General features: G+C 72.4%; 16 protein-coding genes. 6 read left to right on the top strand and 10 right to left on the bottom strand.

Features of this window, described 5'->3' with window-relative positions; genetic code table 11:
• Positions 1-60: 60 nt before the first annotated feature.
• The 3 genes from ABT034_RS23805 to ABT034_RS23795 all read left to right on the top strand — a co-directional run bounded on the left by ABT034_RS23805 (position 61) and on the right by ABT034_RS23795 (position 4,492).
• Positions 61-942 carry a winged helix-turn-helix transcriptional regulator gene (locus ABT034_RS23805; RefSeq protein ID WP_351218380.1) on the top strand — a complete coding sequence of 294 codons (882 nt, stop codon included), beginning with the start codon at positions 61-63 and terminating at the stop codon, positions 940-942.
• 258 nt (positions 943-1,200) lie between these two features.
• The gene (locus ABT034_RS23800) at positions 1,201-3,021 is read left to right on the top strand and encodes an NAD-binding protein (protein WP_351218485.1); all 1,821 of its coding nucleotides are present in this window, start codon (positions 1,201-1,203) and stop codon (positions 3,019-3,021) included.
• 199 nt (positions 3,022-3,220) lie between these two features.
• Positions 3,221-4,492: a phytase gene (locus ABT034_RS23795; protein ID WP_502973039.1), complete on the top strand. Its 1,272-nt coding sequence runs from the start codon at positions 3,221-3,223 to the stop codon at positions 4,490-4,492.
• A gap of 64 nt (positions 4,493-4,556) precedes the next feature.
• Here ABT034_RS23795 and ABT034_RS23790 read toward each other — a convergent pair whose 3' ends face one another.
• From ABT034_RS23790 to ABT034_RS23765, 6 genes are all read right to left on the bottom strand, one after another.
• Complete coding sequence (locus ABT034_RS23790) at positions 4,557-7,349, bottom strand: hypothetical protein (RefSeq protein WP_351218483.1); 2,793 nt, start codon at positions 7,347-7,349, stop codon at positions 4,557-4,559.
• A 119-nt stretch (positions 7,350-7,468) separates the two neighbouring features.
• Positions 7,469-8,590: an ATP-binding protein gene (locus ABT034_RS23785; RefSeq protein ID WP_351218376.1), complete on the bottom strand. Its 1,122-nt coding sequence runs from the start codon at positions 8,588-8,590 to the stop codon at positions 7,469-7,471.
• Positions 8,591-8,628: 38 nt separating this feature from the next.
• Positions 8,629-10,041, bottom strand: coding sequence for a VWA domain-containing protein (locus tag ABT034_RS23780; RefSeq protein ID WP_351218374.1), 1,413 nt, complete (start codon positions 10,039-10,041; stop codon positions 8,629-8,631).
• Positions 10,038-11,456 (bottom strand): hypothetical protein, encoded by a 1,419-nt coding sequence (locus tag ABT034_RS23775; protein ID WP_351218372.1) that lies wholly within the window; start codon positions 11,454-11,456, stop codon positions 10,038-10,040. Before ABT034_RS23775 ends, ABT034_RS23780 begins: the two co-directional genes overlap by 4 nt.
• Entirely contained in the window at positions 11,456-11,959 is a 504-nt protein-coding gene (locus ABT034_RS23770) for a hypothetical protein (protein ID WP_351218370.1), read from the bottom strand. The genes ABT034_RS23775 and ABT034_RS23770 overlap by 1 nt, the downstream gene beginning before the upstream one ends.
• 197 nt (positions 11,960-12,156) lie before the next feature.
• Positions 12,157-12,309, bottom strand: coding sequence for a hypothetical protein (locus tag ABT034_RS23765; RefSeq protein WP_351218368.1), 153 nt, complete (start codon positions 12,307-12,309; stop codon positions 12,157-12,159).
• 237 nt (positions 12,310-12,546) lie between these two features.
• Between ABT034_RS23765 and ABT034_RS23760 the strand changes: the two genes are divergently transcribed.
• A complete protein-coding gene (locus ABT034_RS23760) occupies positions 12,547-12,783 on the top strand; it encodes a hypothetical protein (protein WP_351218366.1) in 237 nt (78 codons plus the stop codon).
• Positions 12,784-12,849: 66 nt separating this feature from the next.
• Here the strand turns inward: ABT034_RS23760 and ABT034_RS23755 are convergent, their stop codons facing one another.
• Positions 12,850-13,890: an Lrp/AsnC family transcriptional regulator gene (locus ABT034_RS23755; RefSeq protein ID WP_351218364.1), complete on the bottom strand. Its 1,041-nt coding sequence runs from the start codon at positions 13,888-13,890 to the stop codon at positions 12,850-12,852.
• A 171-nt stretch (positions 13,891-14,061) separates the two neighbouring features.
• On the opposite strand from ABT034_RS23755, the gene ABT034_RS23750 reads away from it, so the two are divergent.
• Positions 14,062-15,402: an MFS transporter gene (locus ABT034_RS23750; RefSeq protein WP_351218362.1), complete on the top strand. Its 1,341-nt coding sequence runs from the start codon at positions 14,062-14,064 to the stop codon at positions 15,400-15,402.
• 138 nt (positions 15,403-15,540) lie between these two features.
• Here ABT034_RS23750 and ABT034_RS23745 read toward each other — a convergent pair whose 3' ends face one another.
• The 3 genes from ABT034_RS23745 to ABT034_RS23735 form a co-directional block, all read right to left on the bottom strand.
• Positions 15,541-17,019: a phosphodiester glycosidase family protein gene (locus tag ABT034_RS23745; RefSeq protein ID WP_351218360.1), complete on the bottom strand. Its 1,479-nt coding sequence runs from the start codon at positions 17,017-17,019 to the stop codon at positions 15,541-15,543.
• Positions 17,020-17,021: 2 nt separating this feature from the next.
• Complete coding sequence (locus ABT034_RS23740) at positions 17,022-17,783, bottom strand: peptidase inhibitor family I36 protein (protein ID WP_351218358.1); 762 nt, start codon at positions 17,781-17,783, stop codon at positions 17,022-17,024.
• Between the two features lie 73 nt (positions 17,784-17,856).
• On the bottom strand, positions 17,857-18,435 hold the full coding sequence (locus ABT034_RS23735) for a TetR/AcrR family transcriptional regulator (protein WP_351218356.1): 579 nt from the start codon (positions 18,433-18,435) through the stop codon (positions 17,857-17,859).
• A 90-nt stretch (positions 18,436-18,525) separates the two neighbouring features.
• Between ABT034_RS23735 and ABT034_RS23730 the strand changes: the two genes are divergently transcribed.
• Positions 18,526-18,972 (top strand): anthrone oxygenase family protein, encoded by a 447-nt coding sequence (locus ABT034_RS23730; protein WP_351218354.1) that lies wholly within the window; start codon positions 18,526-18,528, stop codon positions 18,970-18,972.
• Positions 18,973-18,981 lie beyond the last annotated feature (9 nt).

The following is an 18,981-nucleotide window of genomic DNA, read 5'->3' as shown; positions in this document are numbered from 1 at the left end:
CTATCGGGAACTCACTCGATGGCGCAAGATGGACCGGTCACCGAACGAGGAGGACACGCCATGGCACGAGCCGTGCCCGAACACGACGCCACCTGCGCCATCGCCCAGGCCGCGGCCGTCGTCGGCGACTGGTGGAGCCTGCTCCTCGTCCGCGAGACGGCACGGGGGCGGTACCGCTTCGACGAGCTCCAGCGCGAGCTGGACATCTCCCGCAAGGTCCTCACCGAGCGGCTGAACCACCTCGTCGACAGCGGCGTCCTCGACAAGGTCCCCTACCAGGAGGGGCCGGTGCGGTACGAGTACCGGCTCAGCGACGCCGGCCGCGCGCTGCTCCCCGTCCTGGTCTCGATGCAGGACTGGGCCGACCGCTGGCTGCTCGGTGACGGCTCGCTCACCGCCTCCGCCGACGAGCGGAGCGCCGAGGCCCACCGCGTCCACGACCTGCCCGGCACCCGGCTGCCCCGGCTCACGCTGCCCGCGCACACGGGTGCGACGCTCGACCCCGTCGACACGGGGGCCGGCGCCACCGTCCTCTTCTGCTACCCGGCGACCGGCAGGCCGGGCCCCCTGCCGGAGAACTGGCCGGACATCCCCGGCACGGCGGGATGCACCCTGGAGAACCGGCTGTTCCGGGAGGCGTACCCGCGGTTCACCGCGGCCGGGGTCGCGGTGCGCGGCATCAGCACGCAACGCCCCGACGAGCAGCGGGCGTTCGCGGAGGCCGAGGCGATCCCCTTCCCGCTCCTCTCCGACATGGACGACGGGTTCTCGGCGGCGCTGCGACTGCCGACGTTCCGCGCGGGCCAGGCCCTCCGGTTGAAGCGGGCGGTCCTGGTCCTGGACCGGGAACGGACCGTACGGCATGTGCAGTTCCCCGTCACCGACATCCCGGCGGCCGTGGAGACGGCGTGGCGAGAGGGGGCGGCGATCGCCTCGGGGTGACGGCACCGGCCCACCTCCCCGAATGGCCGCGGTCGCCTCGGGGTGCAGATCTTCTCCTCATCTTCCCTGCGAGCGGCGCAAGTTGGGTGTCGGCACCCATGCCGAAACATCCGTTCGACTGGAAGGGTGGGGGCGGTGAGGGCGGCCGCCGACCGGTCGGCGGCCCGAGGGGGGATCATGTCCGTCGTACCGCGGCAGGCTCGTCAGGAGGCCGAGGGCCGTGCGCAGCCGGTCGAGGCCGTGCCGCGGGACGGGCACATGGTCGTCTGCGGAGACGACGCCCTCGCGCACCGTATCGCCGGTGAACTGGCGGAGGTGTACCGGCAGAGCGTCGTCCTCGTCGCGCCCGCCGGGGGCGGGCCGGACGTCTCCGCACCACGCGTGCGCGTCCAGCACGCCGACCGTATCCCTCCCGACGAGGCGACCCTGGTCGAGGCGGGTGTGCGCCGGGCCCAGGCACTGGCGCTCCTCTACGAGGACGACGAGGTCAACATGCGGGCCGCGTTCCTGGCCCGTCGGCTGAACCCGCACCTCCGTCTGGTCCTCCGGATGTACAACCGCAACCTCGGCCACCGTATGGCCGAACTGCTCGACCAGGCGCGCGGAACGGATCCGGCGGAGGACGACGGCGGGCGCGACGCGACCACCATCGTGCTGTCCGACGCCGACACGGCGGCCCCCGCCCTCGCCGCCACCGCCGTCGCCGGAACCCGCAAGATCGTCCAGGCCGACGGGCTGCTCCTGCGCGCGGCCGAGCGGATCCCTACCGGTCCCGTCGGCCCCGAAGGTCCCGTCGGCGCCGAGGGACCCGCCGACGCCGGGCTCGTCACCCTCGCCCTACTGTCGTCGACGGCGAACGACCCCGCGGGCGCGGACGGCTCCGACCGCAGCGGGCGGCTCGCGCCCCGGCTCCTTCCGGACGACGCCGAGGTACGGGAGGCGGCCGGGCACGGCACCGTCGTCCTGGAGGCCATCAGCCACGAGCCGGTCCCCTCCCGCCGTCGGGAGAGCCGGGGTGCCTCACCCCGTGAACTGCTCTCGCCCCGGGTGCGGTGGGCCCTGGCCGGTGTCTTCGCCGCGATCGTCGCCCTCGCCATCGCCTCCTGGGCGACCACGGGGGACCATCCGCTGCACGCCGCGTACCTCACCCTCCTCGACCTGTTCGCGATCGGCGACCCCGCGCTCGGCGAGCCCGCCGCACGTCAGGTCCTCCAGCTCCTCGCCGGCCTGCTGGGCCTCGCGCTGCTGCCGCTGCTGATCGCCGGCGCCCTCGAAGCGCTCGGCGCCTACCGCGGCGCCGCCGCCCTCCGGCGCCCGCCGCGCGGGCTCGCCGGCCATGTCGTCCTCCTCGGCCTGGGGCGGGTCGGCACCCGCGTCCTGGTCCAGCTCCACGAGCTGGGGGTGCCCGTGGTGTGCGTGGAGGACGACCCAGACGCCCGGGGCGTCGCCCACGCCCGTACCCTGCGGGTTCCGGTGGTCCTCGGCGACGTCACCCAGGAGGGGGTCCTGGAGGCGGCCAAGACCCATCGCGCGCGTGCCCTGCTCGCCCTGACCAGTGCGGACACCACCAATCTGGAGGCCGTCCTGTACGGGCGCACCCTCAACCCCGACCTGCTCGTGGCCCTCCGGCTGTACGACGACGACTTCGCCTCCACCGTCTACCGGACCCTGCGGGCCGCCCACCCCGACGCGCTGACCCGCAGCCGGAGCGTGTCGACGCTCGCCGCCCCGGCCTTCGCCTCGGCGATGATGGGACGTCAGATCCTCGGGGCGATCGCGGTCGAGCGCCGTGTCCTGGTCTTCGCCGCGCTCGGTATCGCAGGGCAGCCGCAGTTCGAGGGCCGGACGGTCGCGGAGGCGTTCCGCCCGGGCGCGTGGCGCATCCTCGCCCTCGACACCAGCACCGCGGACGGGACGGACGTACCGGACGCGCGGGACACGCGGGACACGCCGGGGTCTCCCGCCTCCCCCGAGCCGCCCGGCCTGCTCTGGGACCTCCATCCCGGTTACGTGCTCCGCCCCGAGGACCGCGTGGTGGTCGCGGCCACCCGAGCCGGTCTCGCCGAGCTGCTCTCGTGACGACGGTCGCACCCGCCAGGAGGAAAGCCCGCAGGCCGCGCGGCGGTTCACCGCACGTACACCTGGACTTCGGACCTCCGGACGCCCCGTGGCGCCGTGCCGACACGAAGGGGCAGCACGCTCACGCAGGACCGATCACCCCCCTGCAGAGGAGAGTTGCGTGACTCGCCCCACCACCGCCCGGTCGCTCGCGCTCGTCATGACCACGGCGCTCGCGGCAGCGGCCCTCGCCGTGCCGGCCCACGCCCACCACCGCTCCTCCGGCAGCCCGCTGCCGGCCGTGACGCCCCGCGCCGAGACGCCGGTGCTGCACGACGACGACGCGGGCGGCAACGCCGACGCGGACGACCCGGCGATCTGGCGCAACGCCGCCGCCCCCGGCCGCAGCCTCGTCATCGCGACCGCCAAGGAGGGGGGCCTGCGCGTCTACGACCTGGACGCGCGACCGGTGCAGTCGATAGCCGCGCCGCCGGCCGCCGGACCGGACGACGCCCCGGGCCGCTTCAACAACGTCGACCTCGTCCACGGCCTGCGGCTCTCCACGGGCCGGGCCGACCTGGCCGTCACCAGCGACCGCGGCCACGACCGGCTGCGTTTCTACCGCATCGACCGCGACCGTACCGGCGGGCCGCTGACCGACGTCACCGACCCGGCCGCGCCTCCCGTGTTCTCCCGGGACCAGGCCGAGATCAACGACCAGCGGACCGCGTACGGTCTCGCGACCTGGACGGACCGCGCGACCGGGAAGTCCTTCGCCCTGGTCAGCCAGCGCGAGCGCACCAGCATCACGCTGCTCGAACTGCTCCCGGCCGCGGGCGGCAAGGTCACGTACCGCACGGTCCGCACCCTGGACCTGCCCTCCACGTTCCGGCTGCCCGACGGCACCTCGTGGACCCCCTGCGGGGAACCGGGCGAGCTGCCGCAGGTCGAGGGGATGGTCGTCGACCCCGCCGACGGCACCCTCTACGCCGGCCAGGAGGACATCGGCATCTGGCGTCTGCGCGCCGACCTCACCGGCACGCCGGAGCTGGTCGACACGGTCCGTGAGTACGGCGTTCCCGGGGTGTACGACGAGGAGACCGAGGAGTGCGCGCCGGGCGCCGACCCCGGCTACGGCGGCACCAGGATCTCCGCGGACGTCGAGGGCCTGACCTTGCTCACCGAGTCCGACGGCGACGGGTACCTCCTCGCCTCCAGCCAGGGTGACGACACCTTCGCCGCCTACGACCGGGAGGTCGGCGACGACAACGAGTACGAGGGCGGCTTCCGGGTCGCGGCCGCGCACAGCGCGCTCGACGGCTCCGAGGAGTGCGACGGGGCCGCCGCCCTGAACGCCCCCCTCGGCTCGAAGTTCCCGCGCGGCCTGCTCGTCGTTCAGGACGGGCATGACTCGCCCGCCGACGGCGACCGGGCCGCGACCAACTTCAAGTTCGTCGACCTCGGCACCGTCCTGGACGCCCTCGACGACTGAGCCCTTCCCGGCCGTTCGCCCGGGCCGGCCGCCGGGGCCCTTCGGCCCGGCGGCCGGCCCGGTGTCACGGGGCCGCCAGGAGCGCCGCCACCGCGTGGGCCGTGGCCGGGTGGCGCTCCGTCAGGGCCGGGGCGCGGGCGTCCGGGGCGGCCGGCGTCCAGGGGTCGCCGCCGCCCAGGAGCTCCGCCACCGCGTCGCTCGTGGCCCGGTGGGTGAACAGCAGCGCCGCACCCGCCGGACCGGTGACTTGCCCGTCCGCCGGGGCCCACGGGTCCGTGGAGCCCAGGAGCTCCGCCAGGGCGTCGCACGTCTCCGGGTGCGCCGGGAGCAACGCCGCACCGCGCGGCACGGCGGCCGGCCGGACGGGCCGCAGCTCCGGTCGGGCGCGCCACGGCGGGACCCAGGTGTCCAGGGCTGCGAGCCGGGCCGGGAAGATCCGGCCCGCCTCGCGGATGAGCAGCGGTGCCAGCTCCGCGGCGTTCGCCCGCAGGGTGGTGATGAGGGTCGGCAGCCACGGCAGCAGGACGTCGTCGGGCAGTCGCCCGAAGGCGTTCGACACGGCCTCCACCACCACGTCCGCGAGCCCCGGCACCGGTTCCAGAGCGTGCACGAAGCCGCTGAGGTAGCGCGGGTAGGTGGGCACCACGAGGGGATTGGCGAGGAGGGCGTCGCAGCGTGCGCGCAGCTCGGCGCGGGGCAGGGTGCCGAGCTGGACCTGCGCGGCCCACAGCAGCGCCGTCTTCGCCGGGTCGCCCGGGTGCGACTGCGCCACCGCCAGTTCCAGCTGCGTCCGGTCGCAGCCCAGGGACAGGGCCAGGCTCTCCATGCTGAACAGGAAGCCCAGCATCGCCGCCACCTGCCCCACGGTCGCGTCCTCGTCGCGGAACGCCGTCGGGAGCAGCGTGCAGTAGTGGGCGTACCCGGTTCTGACGAAGGACTCGATCCACGGCGGCAGCACCGGCTCGCTGGTGCGGTAGTACGCCAGGAGGCCGCGGACCCGGCGCAGCACCTCGGGTGCCCCGTCCGCGGTGCGCTCGCCCGCGAGGACGTCGAGGGCGCGGGTGCCGAGCTCGTCGGCGAGGCGCCTGCCGCCGAGGTACAGGGTGGCGTCCTCGACCGCCGCGAGCACCTCCGCCGTCGTGGCCCGCTCGCCGTACGCGGTGCGGCGCAGGCGCTGTTCGAGGACCTGCTCCAGGCTCACGCCCTCGTAGCCGAGTTCGATCAGTGCCCGCTGGTGGGTGCCGAGCGACAGGTCCCACGACTCCTGGATCGACCGCTCGCCGAGCCGCCGCTCCCCCATCACCGGGCGTGCGGCGCCGGGTGGGAGCAGGCGGCGCAGCATCCACAGGACGTCCGAGCAGGGTTTCAGCTCGGGCCGGGACGCCATGTCGAGGAGGGCTCGCCGTACGCCGCGCTGCTGGAGGTCCAGTTCGAGCGGTGCCAGCCGGTCGTGCACGTCGCGTGCGAGCGGCGGCAGGGCTTCGTAGCCGACCTGGCCGATCCGGTCGCCGCCCATCATGATCTCGACGAGCCTGCGTACGTCCCGGCGGCCGGGGACGGTGTCCTTCTCGATGCAGGTGACCGCCGCGTCCTGGAAGTCGTACGGCGTGGGCTTGGCCCGGTCCCGCATGGCGGCGAGCAGGATCGACGTCTCGAAGACGGCGATCGCGTCGGCGGTGGAGGCGAGGTAGCCGCTGCGGCGGGCGGCGCGGACGATGTCGACGGACCAGCCGAGCAGTTCGGCCTCGTCGAGGGAGTGCAGGGCGGGGGGCTGCTGGAGGAAGCCCGTGAGCCGGTCCTCCGTGGGTACGGGCGGGGGCGGCGGCGCGGCGGCCTTCGCTGCCTTCTTCGCCGGGCGCGGCTTCTTCGTGCCGGTCTGCCCCTCCAGCCGGTACGGCTCGACCCCGGTGCGCTTGAGGTTCTTCGCCCATTCCGTCGCGGCGATGGAGACGGAGCCGGGGGCGAGGCCGAACTGTGCCTCGATCGCGGTGTGGCTGGAGGGGATCAGGCCGTACTGCCAGGTCGTGGCGGTCCGCGGGGGGATGGCGAAGCCGCCGGTGCCGTGCACGCCGAACTCCTCGACGCGGCTGGTCGCGTGGAAGGCGCCGCACACGTAGAGGCAGTCCGCCGGGTCGGTGCCGGTCGCGGCCAGGTGCTCGCGCATCCGGGTCCACATGTAGCGCTCGCGGTCCTCGTCGACGCGCACCCGCTCGCCCCGCCCGGGGGCGAGTCGCCGGAAGAGGCTGCCGATGAGGAACATGACCTGGCGGTAGGTGTCGTGGTCGCTGCCGGCGAGCGGGACCTCGACGTACTGGTGCCACCACTCCGACCAGTGCCGCACCTTTCCGTGGCGCAGGAGGTGCTCCTCCAGTTCCGCGAAGCGGGGCCTGAGGTCACCGATCTCGATGCCGACGGCCTCGCCGTGCAGGGCGTCCTCGTCGGCGGCGGTCTGCTGGGCCTCGGCCTGGTCGGCCTGGTCGTGCCGGGCGTCCCACTGGAAGACGTGGTCGGAGGAGCGGTCGACGAGGACCAGTTCCACGCCGGGTGTGTCGAGGGCGTAGGCGATGGCCTGGTACTCGGCGGATGCCTCGGTGACGGGTGCGACGACGGACAGCGGGGCCCAGTCGGGCGGGAAGCCGTCGATCTCGCTGGCGAAGGCCTGTACCGCGACGGGCAGCCGGCAGTTGCGCAGCTCGGTGAGGAGCGGCGCCATGTCCTCGCACAGCTCCAGGTAGACGACCTTGGGCTGCTTCTCGCGCAGTCGGCGGGCCATGGCGAGGGCGGAGGCGGGCGAGTGGTGGCAGACGGGGAAGATCTCCAGGGGTTCGCCGACAGCGCGGTCTACGTCGTCGACCATGCCGAGGAGGATGCCTTCGAGGGCGTCCTGGCCCCCGGAGAACTCTTCGGCAGCCCGGTGGAGTTGACCTCGTAGCGCGGTGAACACGGCTCCCGGCCCGGCGGTCTCGATGGCCGCGGTCACGACAGCTTGGCGATCGCGTCGCGGCCGCCCTCCAGGAACTCGGGCCAGGAGCCGCCCTCCTCCTTGCCGCGCGGCTCGACGACGCCGTGCAGGTACTTGTTGAGGATGGCCAGGTCCTCGGGCTCGCGGCGGGCGAGCGTGCCGACCAGCGAGGCGGCGAGGGCGCGGGCGGTCAGGGTGCGCTCGCCGAAGAAGTCGCTGTGCAGGACCGCGTCCTCGAGGACGCCGATCTGCTCGGCGGTGGAGAGGGCGGACTCCAGCTTCTCGTCGTCGCTGCCGGCCGCGGCGGCGGAGGCCCGCAGGTCGGCGAAGCTCTGGAGGAGGACGTCGAGGAGGGTGGGCGGCACGTCGAGCTCGATGGCGTGCCGGCGCAGCAGTTCCTCGGTGCGGAAGCGGACGATCTCCGCCTCGCTCTTCTTGTTCGTGACGACGGGGATGCGGACGAAGTTGAACCGGCGCTTGAGCGCGGAGGACAGGTCGTTGACGCCCCGGTCGCGGCTGTTGGCGGTGGCGATGACCGAGAAGCCGGGCTGGGCGAAGACGATGTTCTCGCCGCCGGCGCTGTCGAGTTCGGGGACCGAGATGTACTTCTCGGAGAGGATCGAGATGAGCGCGTCCTGGACGTCGCTGGTGGAGCGGGTGAGTTCCTCGAAGCGGCCGATGGTGCCGGTCTCCATGGCGGTCATGATCGGCGAGGGGATCATCGACTCGCGGGACTGGCCCTTGGCGATGACCATGGACACGTTCCAGGAGTACTTGATGTGGTCCTCGGTGGTGCCGGCGGTGCCCTGGACCACCTGGGTGGAGTTGCGGCTGATCGCGGCCGAGAGGAGCTCGGCGAGCCAGCTCTTGCCGGTGCCGGGGTCTCCGATGAGGAGCAGACCGCGGTCGGAAGCGAGGGTGACGATGGAGCGCTCGACGAAGCTGCGGTCGCCGAACCACTTCTGCGACACCTCACGGTCCAGTCCGTCGGCGCGCTCGGAGCCGAGGACGAACAGGCGGACCATCTTCGGGGAGAGGCGCCAGGAGAACGGCTTGGGGTTGTCGTCGATCGACTCCAGCCAGTCGAGTTCCTCGGCGTACTTGATCTCGGCGGGAGCGCGGAGCAGGTCGGACATGCGAAGGGCCTTTCTGGGCGGTCTCGGGTCGGGGCGTCTCAGGTGAGGAAGGTCTTGAGTTCGTGCACGAGCTTGTCGATGTGGCCGGAGACCACCGGGGTGCCGAGCGCCTTGAACCGCTCCCGGAACCAGGGGTTGACCTCCTGCCGGCCGGAGCTGGTCACCGAGCCGACGGGGATGAACCGCACGCCGGACCGGTGGACCGCTTCGATGCCTTCGAACAAGGGCTGTGAGCGGTCGAACTCGTAGAAGTCGGAGATCCACACCATGACGGTGTTCTTGGGTTCGGCGATCTTCGGCCGGGCCATCGCCATCGCCACGGGTCCGTCGTTGCCGCCGCCGAGGTTGGTGCGCAGGAGCACGTCGAACGGGTCGTGCACCCAGGGGGTGAGGTCGATGGCACGGGTGTCGTACGCGATGAGGTGGACGTCGACCTTCGGGAGTCCGGCGAAGATGGAGGCGAGGATGGTGCAGTTGACCATCGAGTCGACCATGGAGCCCGACTGGTCCACGACGACGACGAGCCGCTGGGGTGTGGTCCGGCGGACGGTGTGCCGGTAGTAGAGGCGGTCGACGTAGAGCCGCTCCTCCTCCGGGCTCCAGTTGGTGAGGTTCTTCCAGATGGTGCGGTCGAGGTCCAGGTTGCGGAAGACGCGCTTGGGCGGGACCGAGCGGTCGAGCTCCCCGACGGTGGCCTTCTCCACCTGCGTGCGGAGCACCTGGGCGACCTCGTCGACGTAGCGCCGGATGAGCGACTTGGCGTTGGTGAGGGCGATGCCGGACAGGTTGCCCTTGTCGCGGAGGAGTTGCTCGATCAGGGACATGCTGGGGGTGAGCCGGGCGGCCAGGGCGGGGTCGGCGAGGACCTCGCGCAGGTGCATGCGGCGGACGAGTTCGGCCTCGACCGCGCCGAGTTCGGATCCCAGGCCGCCGGCCGTGACGGACGCTCCGGCGCCCTGGCCGCCGCGCAGGCCCCCGGGCGGGCAGCCGAGCGCACGCTCCAGCCAACCCGCGTCCGACTGCCAGCGGGCCAGTTGGCCCGCGGAGACCGTTCCCGATCCGGTGGCGAAGACGTTGAGCAGCAGCTTCGAGGCGAGCGCGGCGCGCCGTACCTCCGCCGCCCGGTCGCGCGCGCCGTCCGGGTCGGGCTCCGGCGTCATCAGGCCGTCGAACTCGCCGGCCAGCTCCGGATGCCGTTGTACGACGGAGTCGACGGACGCGCCCGGGTCGAGCAGCGCCGACGGGAGACCGATGTCCTCGACGACGGCGAGGCTCGCCGATTCGAGAGCGGCCTGCTCCTCGGGGTCGAAGAGCCGGGCGAGAAGGCGCCAGTAGAGGACCTGGCGACGGTTGTCGTCGGCGTCGGGGCCGTCCTGGGCCGTGGTGGCGGCCGCGACGGCTCCCGGACTGCTCGGCCGGGCCCGGTCGGCGGGGGGTGTGGTGTCGGTCATGCGCGCAGCAGCTTTCCTGCTCGCTCGCGCAGGACGGTGACGGAGTCCGCGGCCGCCTTCTCCGCCCGTACGCCGAGCTTGTCGGTGGTGCCTCCGGCCCACGCGCCCGCGTGGACGGCGACGGTCTTCTTCCGGACGGTCGTCTCGACGGCGAGCGGCTGGAGGACGAACTCCCCCGCGTCCCACCGGAGCAGCCCGAGGCAGGCGCCGGAGGCGGCGACGGTCTCCGGAGTGAGCGGGCCCGCGGCGGGGACGCGGTCGGTGTCGACGGCCAGCCGGTGCCCGGCGACGGTGAACACCGGCGTCCCGTCGTCCCCGCACTCCGCCGTGTACCCCTCGACGAGTACGGGGACGGCGATCCGGGCGGGGTGGCGGTCCAGCGGTGCGGTCACCGGGTCGGTGGCGGCGGCCAGGATCACCCGGGCGGTGGCGAGGGCGTCGGCCGGCTCCCCGGCGCGCGCCCGCTCGTCGTCCCATACGAGGTCGCCCTCGGCGGTGACGGGCATGGCGTCGAGTTCCATGGCGCGCCCCTCCCCCGCCGCGCCGAGCAGGGACATCCGCGGCCGGAGGAGCTGCCACAGGCCGGCGCCGACGACGGTGTCGGGCTTGGGTGCGGACACCGCCGCCCTGACGAGGCGCGGCGCCGTCCCGTCGGAGGGTTCGAGCACCGCGTGGACCTGGGCCTGCACGGCGGTCGCGTGCTCCTGTACATCCACGCCCAGGGGCAGCAGACGGCCGGTCACGGTGGACAGGGCGGGGGTACGGGCGGCGCCCGGCAGGGTCAGGAGCAGCGCGCGTGTCCACAGGTCGGCCCAGCGGCGCACCGGGACGCGTTCCAGGGTGGCGCCGGGGCAGGAGGCGGCGAGTTCGGCCGCGAAGCCGTCGAGCAGGGTCGCCTGGCGGCGCAGCCGGGTGTCCGGCAGCATCGCGGAGACCACGGGGGCGGCGCCGGCGACGAGTTCGTGGTCGATGCCCTGCCAGCCGGCGCGGGCGAGGTCGCAGAGCCAGGCGCGGGCGGCGGCGAGCACGTTCGCGCCGGGGCCGTCGGCGGCCGTGGCGTCCGCGTCGGTGGCACCGGGGTCCGGGGTGCTCCGCTCGGCGCGCGGCCGGCCGGTGACGTCGGCGACGCGGGCCGTCAGGGCGTCGTGTGCGGCGCCCATGAGGGCGGTGCGGGCGGCGGCGAGCGCGACGAGGTGGTCCTCGCCGGCGGCTCCGGCCGCGGCCTTGTCGGCCGCCTCGGCGACCAGCGAGGCGAGGGGGGTCCCGGCGACGGCGTCCGCGAGCGCCGCGAGTCCGGCGGCCTGGGCGGGTTGCGGTCGGAGCAGTCCGGCGACGAGCGCCTGGTCGAAGGCGTCGACGGCGTCGAGCGCTTCGTCGAGCCCGTCGACGGGGTCGGTGAGCAGGTCCGTACGCATCAGGCGACCGTCCTCGTCGGCGGGAACCACTGCATCTCGGGCAGCGGCGCGGTGGTCGGCTCCAGTTCGAGGTAGGCGAGGTGCCGGAGGAACCGGCTGAACACGGGGGCGGCCGCCGAGGTGTCGCCCTGTTCGGGCCGCGTCGCGGTCATCACGGAGACGAGCTTCTGCGCGTCGGGCTCGCCGTCCGGGGTGTCGGCCTTCAGGTACCGGGCGACGCGCTCGGCCCCGTACTGCAGGACGGCCTCGCCGACGAGGGCGCGGATGTGGTTGCAGAAGGTGCCGCGCGCTCCGCCGCAGGGGCGGTTGTTGTTGGTGCTGCACGCGAACGCGTACGTCGCGGCCGCGATCGAGGACACGTACACGCGTCCTGCGTCGGACCCGCTGGACACGACGCCCTGCAGTCGTCCGTCGGCCAGTTCGACGAACGGCACCTTGGCGAGCTTCCGCGGTCGCGCGGGCGGCACCACCCGCGCCGTACTCGACCTCTCCCAGACCGGCAACGTACCTCTCCCATGCACGTCGAAGGGATGCTCTCGCCGTCGTGGCGGAACGAGATCGAACTTATCCCCGCCCACTGACAACGCCTCGGAAACGCACATGCGGACGGAGCCCCGCCTCAGAACCGTGCTGGGGAAGAGGGCTTGGCGGGGTGAGTCGGGAAGCGCCGGGTGACAGGTCGCCGCTGCGGCGACGTCCCCTACGCGCCGCCCCAGGTGTCCCCGGAGTCGCCACCGCCGCCGTACGGCCACGGCTCGTCCGTCCCGAATCGGACCCACAGCCAGAAGGCACCCACGCCGAGCGCCAGCAGGCCGACGGGGATCAGGACGGCCAGAAGTATCGCCACCACCATGTCCATCTTCTCAACCAATCGTCAGGCGGACCGCCGCGCGGGATGTGCCACGGAGGCCCGCCAGGCTAGCCTTCCGGAAGGCTTACCTGTCTGCTCGGAGTCTTCCGTCAACATGACGGCCTGAAAAGGAGGTCGACACGTGCGGCCCTCACCCGTCGACCGCACCGCGACGCCCCGCTCCCCCGACGGGCGGGCCAGGAGCGAGTGTCCGGGCGAGCACCGGGGGCGGCGTTGACCTTGCTGACGAATCTCCTCTTCCTCGTCGGCGGCTTCGTAGGGCTCTTGCTCATATCCCTCCTCCCGATGCTCGTCATCGGGGCCCCCAAGGAGTGGTGCCGCACCTGCAAACACCAGAGCTACGACCACGAGGACGGCACCGGACGGTGTACGGGCGACGACTTCCCCACCGGTGAGTTCGCACCGAGCGGCACCTGCGACTGCTGGCAGTACGTGCCGAACAGAAAGCCCCGCTGAGGGGCGTCCGGAGAGACGACGGCAGGAGGCTCTCGCGGGATCGAGGCAGGGGGGTGAGTGGACGCCTCAGGAAGGGGCGGACCAGATGTCCATGGGGACGGTGGCCACACTGCGGCCGGCCGGGTCGAGGATGCGGCCCATGCGCTTGACGAAGCTCAGCGAGACGGCCTGGTCGAGCACCTTCAGGTGCGGCAGGGCGCTGGTGAGCCGGGCTTCGAGGCCGCGGATGTCGGGGAGGGAACGGAGCCAGACACTGATGAGCAGGTTCGCCGCGCCGCCGGCGAGGCCGATGCACGCCCTGATCTCGGGGACGGCGGCCAGGAGTCTGTTCAGGGTGTCGCGGTCCTCGATCTCGGCCTTGGCCCAGATCTGGGTGGAGATCGGCCAGCCGCACAGGGGCTGAGCCACTTCACAGCGCAACTCCAGGTCCTCGTTGGCGATGAGGAGCCGGAGCCGCTTGCGTACGGTGGTGATCCCGACGCCCAGTTCCTGGGCGAGGTCCGTGAGCGTGGTGCGCCCGTCGGCCCCCAGGCGCACCATGAGGAGCCGGTCCCTCTCGGTGAGCGTCTGGGGCGTCGACGGCGAGCGGGGCGGCCGCTCGGCGGTGATGCGGGCCCGCTGCCGGGGATCGAGGGAGCGCAGTCGCCAGTCGGCGGCTTGCGTGAAGACGTGGGTGCCGAGCTGGGTGCGGGTCGCGCGGATGCCGGGGAGTGCGCCCAGGCGTTCCAGCAGATACCCGGAGAACGTGGAGATCGTGGGCGTCGAGACGGTGAGCAGCAGGTCCCGACCGCCGCTCGTGTGTTCCACCGTCAGGACGTGGGGCCATCGCGCGAGGGTGTTGGCCACATCGAGCGTGTGGCCGGCCTGGCAGTCCACTTCGACGAAGGCGAGGCAGCTCTGGGAGACCTGTGCGCGCCCGGGCTGTGCCGTGACCCACGCGACGCCCGCCTCGGTCAGCCGGGACCAGCGCCGCGCCACGGTGACGGGGTCGAGGTCGAGCGCCCGCCCGATGCGGGACCAGGGCGCTCGGGGGTCGATCTGCAGCGTGTGGACCAGGCTGAGGTCGAGTTCGTCCAGGGGTGCGGATTCCTGCAAACGATCAGCCATGGAAGAAAAATCCTGCGTTTTCCGTGCGCGTGGATCTTGAGTATCCATCATCACAGGCAGCCGGCCGCACGCGTCAAGCCCCTCCCGCAGCTCAGCCGTACATCAACCCCCATCCGCAGTCCCTCCGCACGCAGCCCATCCGCGCTGTGCCTCGTCCCCCAGGAGCAACCCGTGCCCGACCAGATGTCCCCGGCCACCAGATCCACCGTCCCCGACCCCACGACCAAGAGCATCACGACCGCGGGCGCCCCTGCCCCGTCCCGGCGACGCACCGTCATCGGCACCGGTGTGGGCAACGCCCTGGAGTGGTACGACTGGAACGTCTACGCGATCTTCACCCCGTTCTTCGCTTCGCAGTTCTTCCCCTCCGCCGACCCGACCTCGGCCCTGCTGAGCACCCTGGCCATCTTCGCCGTGGGCTTCCTGATGCGCCCCCTCGGCGGGCTCCTCTTCGGTCGGCTCAGCGACCGCAAGGGGCGACGAGCGGCGATGGTCGCCTCCATCGCGCTGGCCGCCGCGGGAAGCCTGCTGATCGGGCTCGCGCCGACCTACGCCACGCTGGGCGTCGGCGCCTCCGTCCTCCTGGTGCTCGCGCGGCTCGTCCAGGGCCTGGCGCACGGCGGGGAGCTTCCCGCGGCTCAGACCTATGTGGCGGAGATGGCCCCCCGCGAACGGCGCGGCCTCTGGTCGAGCCTGATCTACGCCTCCGGCACCTGCGGCATCATGGTCGCCACCGTGCTCGGGGCGGTCCTCGCCTCCTTCCTCAGCGAGGACCAACTGCACGCGTGGGGGTGGCGGGTGCCCTTCGTGATCGGTGGTCTGCTCGGTCTGTACGCGCTCGTCATGCGGCTCCGGCTGGAGGAGACCGCCGCCTTCGAGAAGCAGGCCGACGCCTCGGGCCACGAGCCGCGTGCCTCCGTGTGGGCCGGCTTCCGGGAGAACCGGGTGGCGTGCCTTCGCGTGCTCGGCCTCACCATGGGCGGAACGGTCGTCTACTACACCTGGGCCGTCTCCGCCCCCGCCCAGGCCATCTCCCTCAAGGGCATCGAGGCCTCCTCCGCGCTGTGGGCGGGAGTCCTCGCCAACGTGGTCTTCCTCGTGACGCTGCCCCTGTTCGGTGCCCTGTCCGACCGTGTCGGCCGTAAGCCCGTCCTGTACGGCTCCTACATCGGCGGAGCCGTCCTGGCATTCCCCCTCAACTGGCTCATCCAGGACCAGGTGTGGCAGCTGGCCGTCTCGATGACGACGGCCATGCTCTTCATCTCCGCAGGTGTGGCGATCACCCCCGCGGTCTTCGCGGAGATGTTCCCCACCCGGGTGCGTACGACAGGTGTGGGCTTCCCGTACGCGATCGCCGTGGCCGTCTGCGGCGGCACCGCCCCGTACCTTCAGACGTGGCTGTCCAGCAACGGGAAGGGGGACCTCTTCCTCGGGTACACGGTGGCCCTGCTGCTCGTCGCCCTGGCCGTGATCCGCCGGATGCCCGAGACGAAGAACACCGACCTGACGTGACTGCGAGAGCGCCCAGTGCGTGGTCGGTCAGCGCCACCAGGGCACGTACGCGGTGCGGGAGATCGTGAACGCGATTTTCCACGAGAGCCGACGGTCGCTCCGGCCGGTGAATCCGGAGCGACCGCCAGGCAGGAGGCGTCAGTTGCCGCCGGACGGCAGGCCGTGTCCTCCGCGTCCCGCGTACACGGCGTCGTAGACGGGCCGTTCGACCCCGCCCGCGTCCGAGAGGACGTTCTTCACCTGCCCGTCGACGACGAACGTGGTGGATCCGCCGCCGTCCAGGTTGAGCGCGTCGACGGCGCCGAGGTCCTCCATGATCTTCGCGAGGTCGTAGATCGGGACACCCCGGCGCAGGCCCATGTCCCTGGCGGTGACGGTGACCAGCAGGGTGCGTCCGTAGCCGTCCGCGCCGATCGCGGTGCGCGGGTCGTTCGCGACGTTGTCGGCCGGTTCGGCCACGACCCTGCCGTGCCGCATCAGATCGTGGGTGCCGTTGACGACGTCGATCGACGGGTACGCGGGGTCGAGCGGCAGGTCGACGTCGTCGGTCGGGTCCGCGACGACGCCCAGGTCCGTGGCGCGCTGCGTGTACGTGAGCTTCGCGCCCACCATGGCGTGGTCCCTGAGCCACTGTGCGCCGCCCCCGGTCTGGGCGTCGTCACCGATGCCCTGGAGCACCCTGCCCCCCGGAGGGATGTCCATTCCGCCGCGCGGGGACTTCACCGCCGTCACACGGCCCGACGCGTCGACGGCGACCTCGACACCGTCGGCGTCGTCCGCCGCCACGAAGGGGGTGTGCCGGGGCTCCGGCGTCTTCTGGCCGTAGGCCGAGGTGAAGACGACGATCTCGCTGTGGTCCTGGTAGTACGGACCGCCCTTGATGACATTGCCGTACTGGTCGAGCCGTTGGACGTCGCCGTTCGCGTCGGTCTTGTACGGGAGGGCCCTGTCGCCGGCCTCCTGCGGGCAGAACACGACCCAGCCCGGGTACCGGTTGACGGCGTCGACCACGCGCGTGGCGTCGTCGGCGGTGTCCGCGGTGTTCCGGTCGGACGTGATTCCCAGCGTCGTCGTGATCTTGGTGAAGTGCGGCCGGCCGTGCTGGAGGACGACGGAGTTCTGCCCCTTCAGGCAGGCGGCGCCCTGCACGACGTCCTCCTGGACCGAGGTCACCATCGGGACCGACCGCTCCTCCGGGATGCCCTTGCCGGTCGCGTCGTCCTCGTCCTTGGTGGAGACGGAGTAGCCGCCGTTCACACCGACGTACGGCGCGTCCTTCGCGGTGGTGCCGACGGTGGCCAGCATCGCGGTGGTGGGCTCCTTCACGCTCACCCCGGCGCCCACCGTGCTGTCCAGGGATATCGCCCCCAGGTCCGGGTCGATGACCGCCACGCGGACGACGATCTCGGAGGATTCGCTGGAGTACGTGGTCCGCTCGATGCCGTCCGCCACCGTGAGGTGATGGGCCGTCAGGGTGTCCAGGACCGACTGGATGTCGTTGGTGGCGGGGTCGGCGACCGCCGCGCTCTGGGTCAGGGCCAGTGTCGCCAGGGCGACAGGAACGGCCGCGACGCGGCGCATGCGTGAGCGGCGGGCGGAGTTCGTGGCGGGGTTCATGGTCAGCACTTCCCTTCCGCGTCGGCGAGCTTGTGGGAGCTGACGGACGACTGGTACACGGCGGGCAGGGTCGTCTCCTCGCCGGGCAGGACGACGAACGCCCGGTACGCGACGCCGCCTGCCTGCCAGGTTCCGGAGTATCCGGGGTCCCGGAAGAAGCAGGCGGCCTTGTGCGAGCGGTTCGCGACGGACACCAGCTTGTCGTCCCAGGTCACGCCGTAGTCCCTGTTGCCCAGGACGCCGCCGGGAAGGACCTCGGCCTGGCTCGCCACGCCTCCCACGCCGCGCCCGCTGGGGCCCTGGAAGATGCACACCCGGCCGGCCCCGCACCGGTCGAACCCGGTCCGGCAGAGCGACTTCGACGGGGCGAACTTGTGCGAGGCCGCCGTCACCTTCGGCAGCCCGTCGGCACCCTTGGCCAGGTCGCCGCCGGCGTGCCCGGGCAACACGGCCTGGATGTCGGTCCCGCCGTACGCCGGGTCGTCGTAGAGGCACGTCCAGGAGGTGGTGTTGTTACGGAACGACAGGAAGGTCCGGTCCTTCAGGCTCTCGACCGTGCCGTAGTCGAGCACGGGCCCGTCCTGCGGCGCGAGCGAGACCATCTCGCCCTCACCGCCGGCCTGCGTGTACAGGCAGAACGTCTTCGCCGGACAGTCGGTGTACGCCGCCTGCGCCGGTCCGGCCTGCACCCACACCAGGCAGGCGGCCAGGAGAACGGCGGCCAGGCCGGCGAGCGCCAGGCGGTTGAGTGAACTCTTGATCATGTGCATGGTCGTGAACTCTAGAGAACCCACACACATCACGGGCACACCGGATCAGGCGAGTGCGTTCACCGCCTCAGACCACGGCGAGCCGGTCCACCAACAGCTCCACCCTCGACTCGGCGTCCTCGGGCAGCAGGCGGCCCGCTCGGGTCAGGGTCGCCAGGCCGTGCACAGCCGCCCAGAACACCTCGGTGAACAGCCCCGGGTGGACGCCGTCGCCGGCGACCTCGGCGAGGCTCTCGAGGAGGGCGGCGAAAGCGTCCTTCAGCGGCTCCGGGGTGTCCTCCTGCGCGAACGCCAGACCGCCGTCGAGCCGGAACATCGCGTCGTAGACCGCCGGGTTGCGTTCGGCGAAGTCCAGGTAGGCGCGGGCGAGGGCGGCGACCCGCTCGCGTGGGCCGTCCGTCGCGGAGGTCGCGGTCCGCAACGCCGCGGCCATCTCGGTGGCGCCCTCCAGGGCGACGGCGCCGATGATCTCGCGCTTGCCGCGGAAGTGGCTGTAGAGGACGGGCTGGCTGTACTCGATGCGCTCGGCGAGCCGGCGCGTGGTGACCGCGTCCCAGCCCTGCTGCTCGGCGAGTTCGCGGGCCGTCGCCACGATGAGACGTTCGCGGTCCGCCCGTTCGCGTTCCTTGCGTTCCTTTACCGACATGATTCGATCCTAGCATCGCTAGACAATCGAGCGTTAGCAGTACTAGCGTTGCCTCATCACCTAGCAACGCTAGCTCCTGGAGGGGTCGCCATGCTCAGCACACTCGGGGTCGTCACCACCGTCGTCGTCGGCCTGATGGTGGGGGTGGAGTTCTCCGTCGCCTTCATCATGAACCGGATCCTGGACGCGCTTCCCGAGGACAGTCGCCAGCTCGGCCACGCCCACGGCGGCCGAATGCTCGGCGCCCTGATGCCGTTCTGGTACATCGGCTCGCTCGTCCTCAGCGCGATCTGGGCCGTCGCCGGATGGCAGCACCCCGGCACCGGACTCGTCGTCACCGCCGCCGGACTGCTGATCCTCAGCGTGGTCATGTCGGTCCTGCTGCTCGTCCCGATCAACAACCGCAACAAGACGTGGACCCCGGAGAACCGGCCCGCCGACTGGAAGGAGCAGCTGCACCGCTGGAACCGCTACCACTACATCCGGGTCGCCGTCATCGTCGTCGCGTTCACCCTGCTGGTCGCCGCCCTCGCCTGACACCACCAC

It is taken from the genome of Streptomyces sp. NPDC002773, assembly GCF_040295605.1.
Taxonomy (GTDB): domain Bacteria; phylum Actinomycetota; class Actinomycetes; order Streptomycetales; family Streptomycetaceae; genus Streptomyces.
The sequence above is the reverse complement of the archived record's forward strand: the minus strand, read 5'-3'. Positions and strand labels throughout refer to the sequence as shown.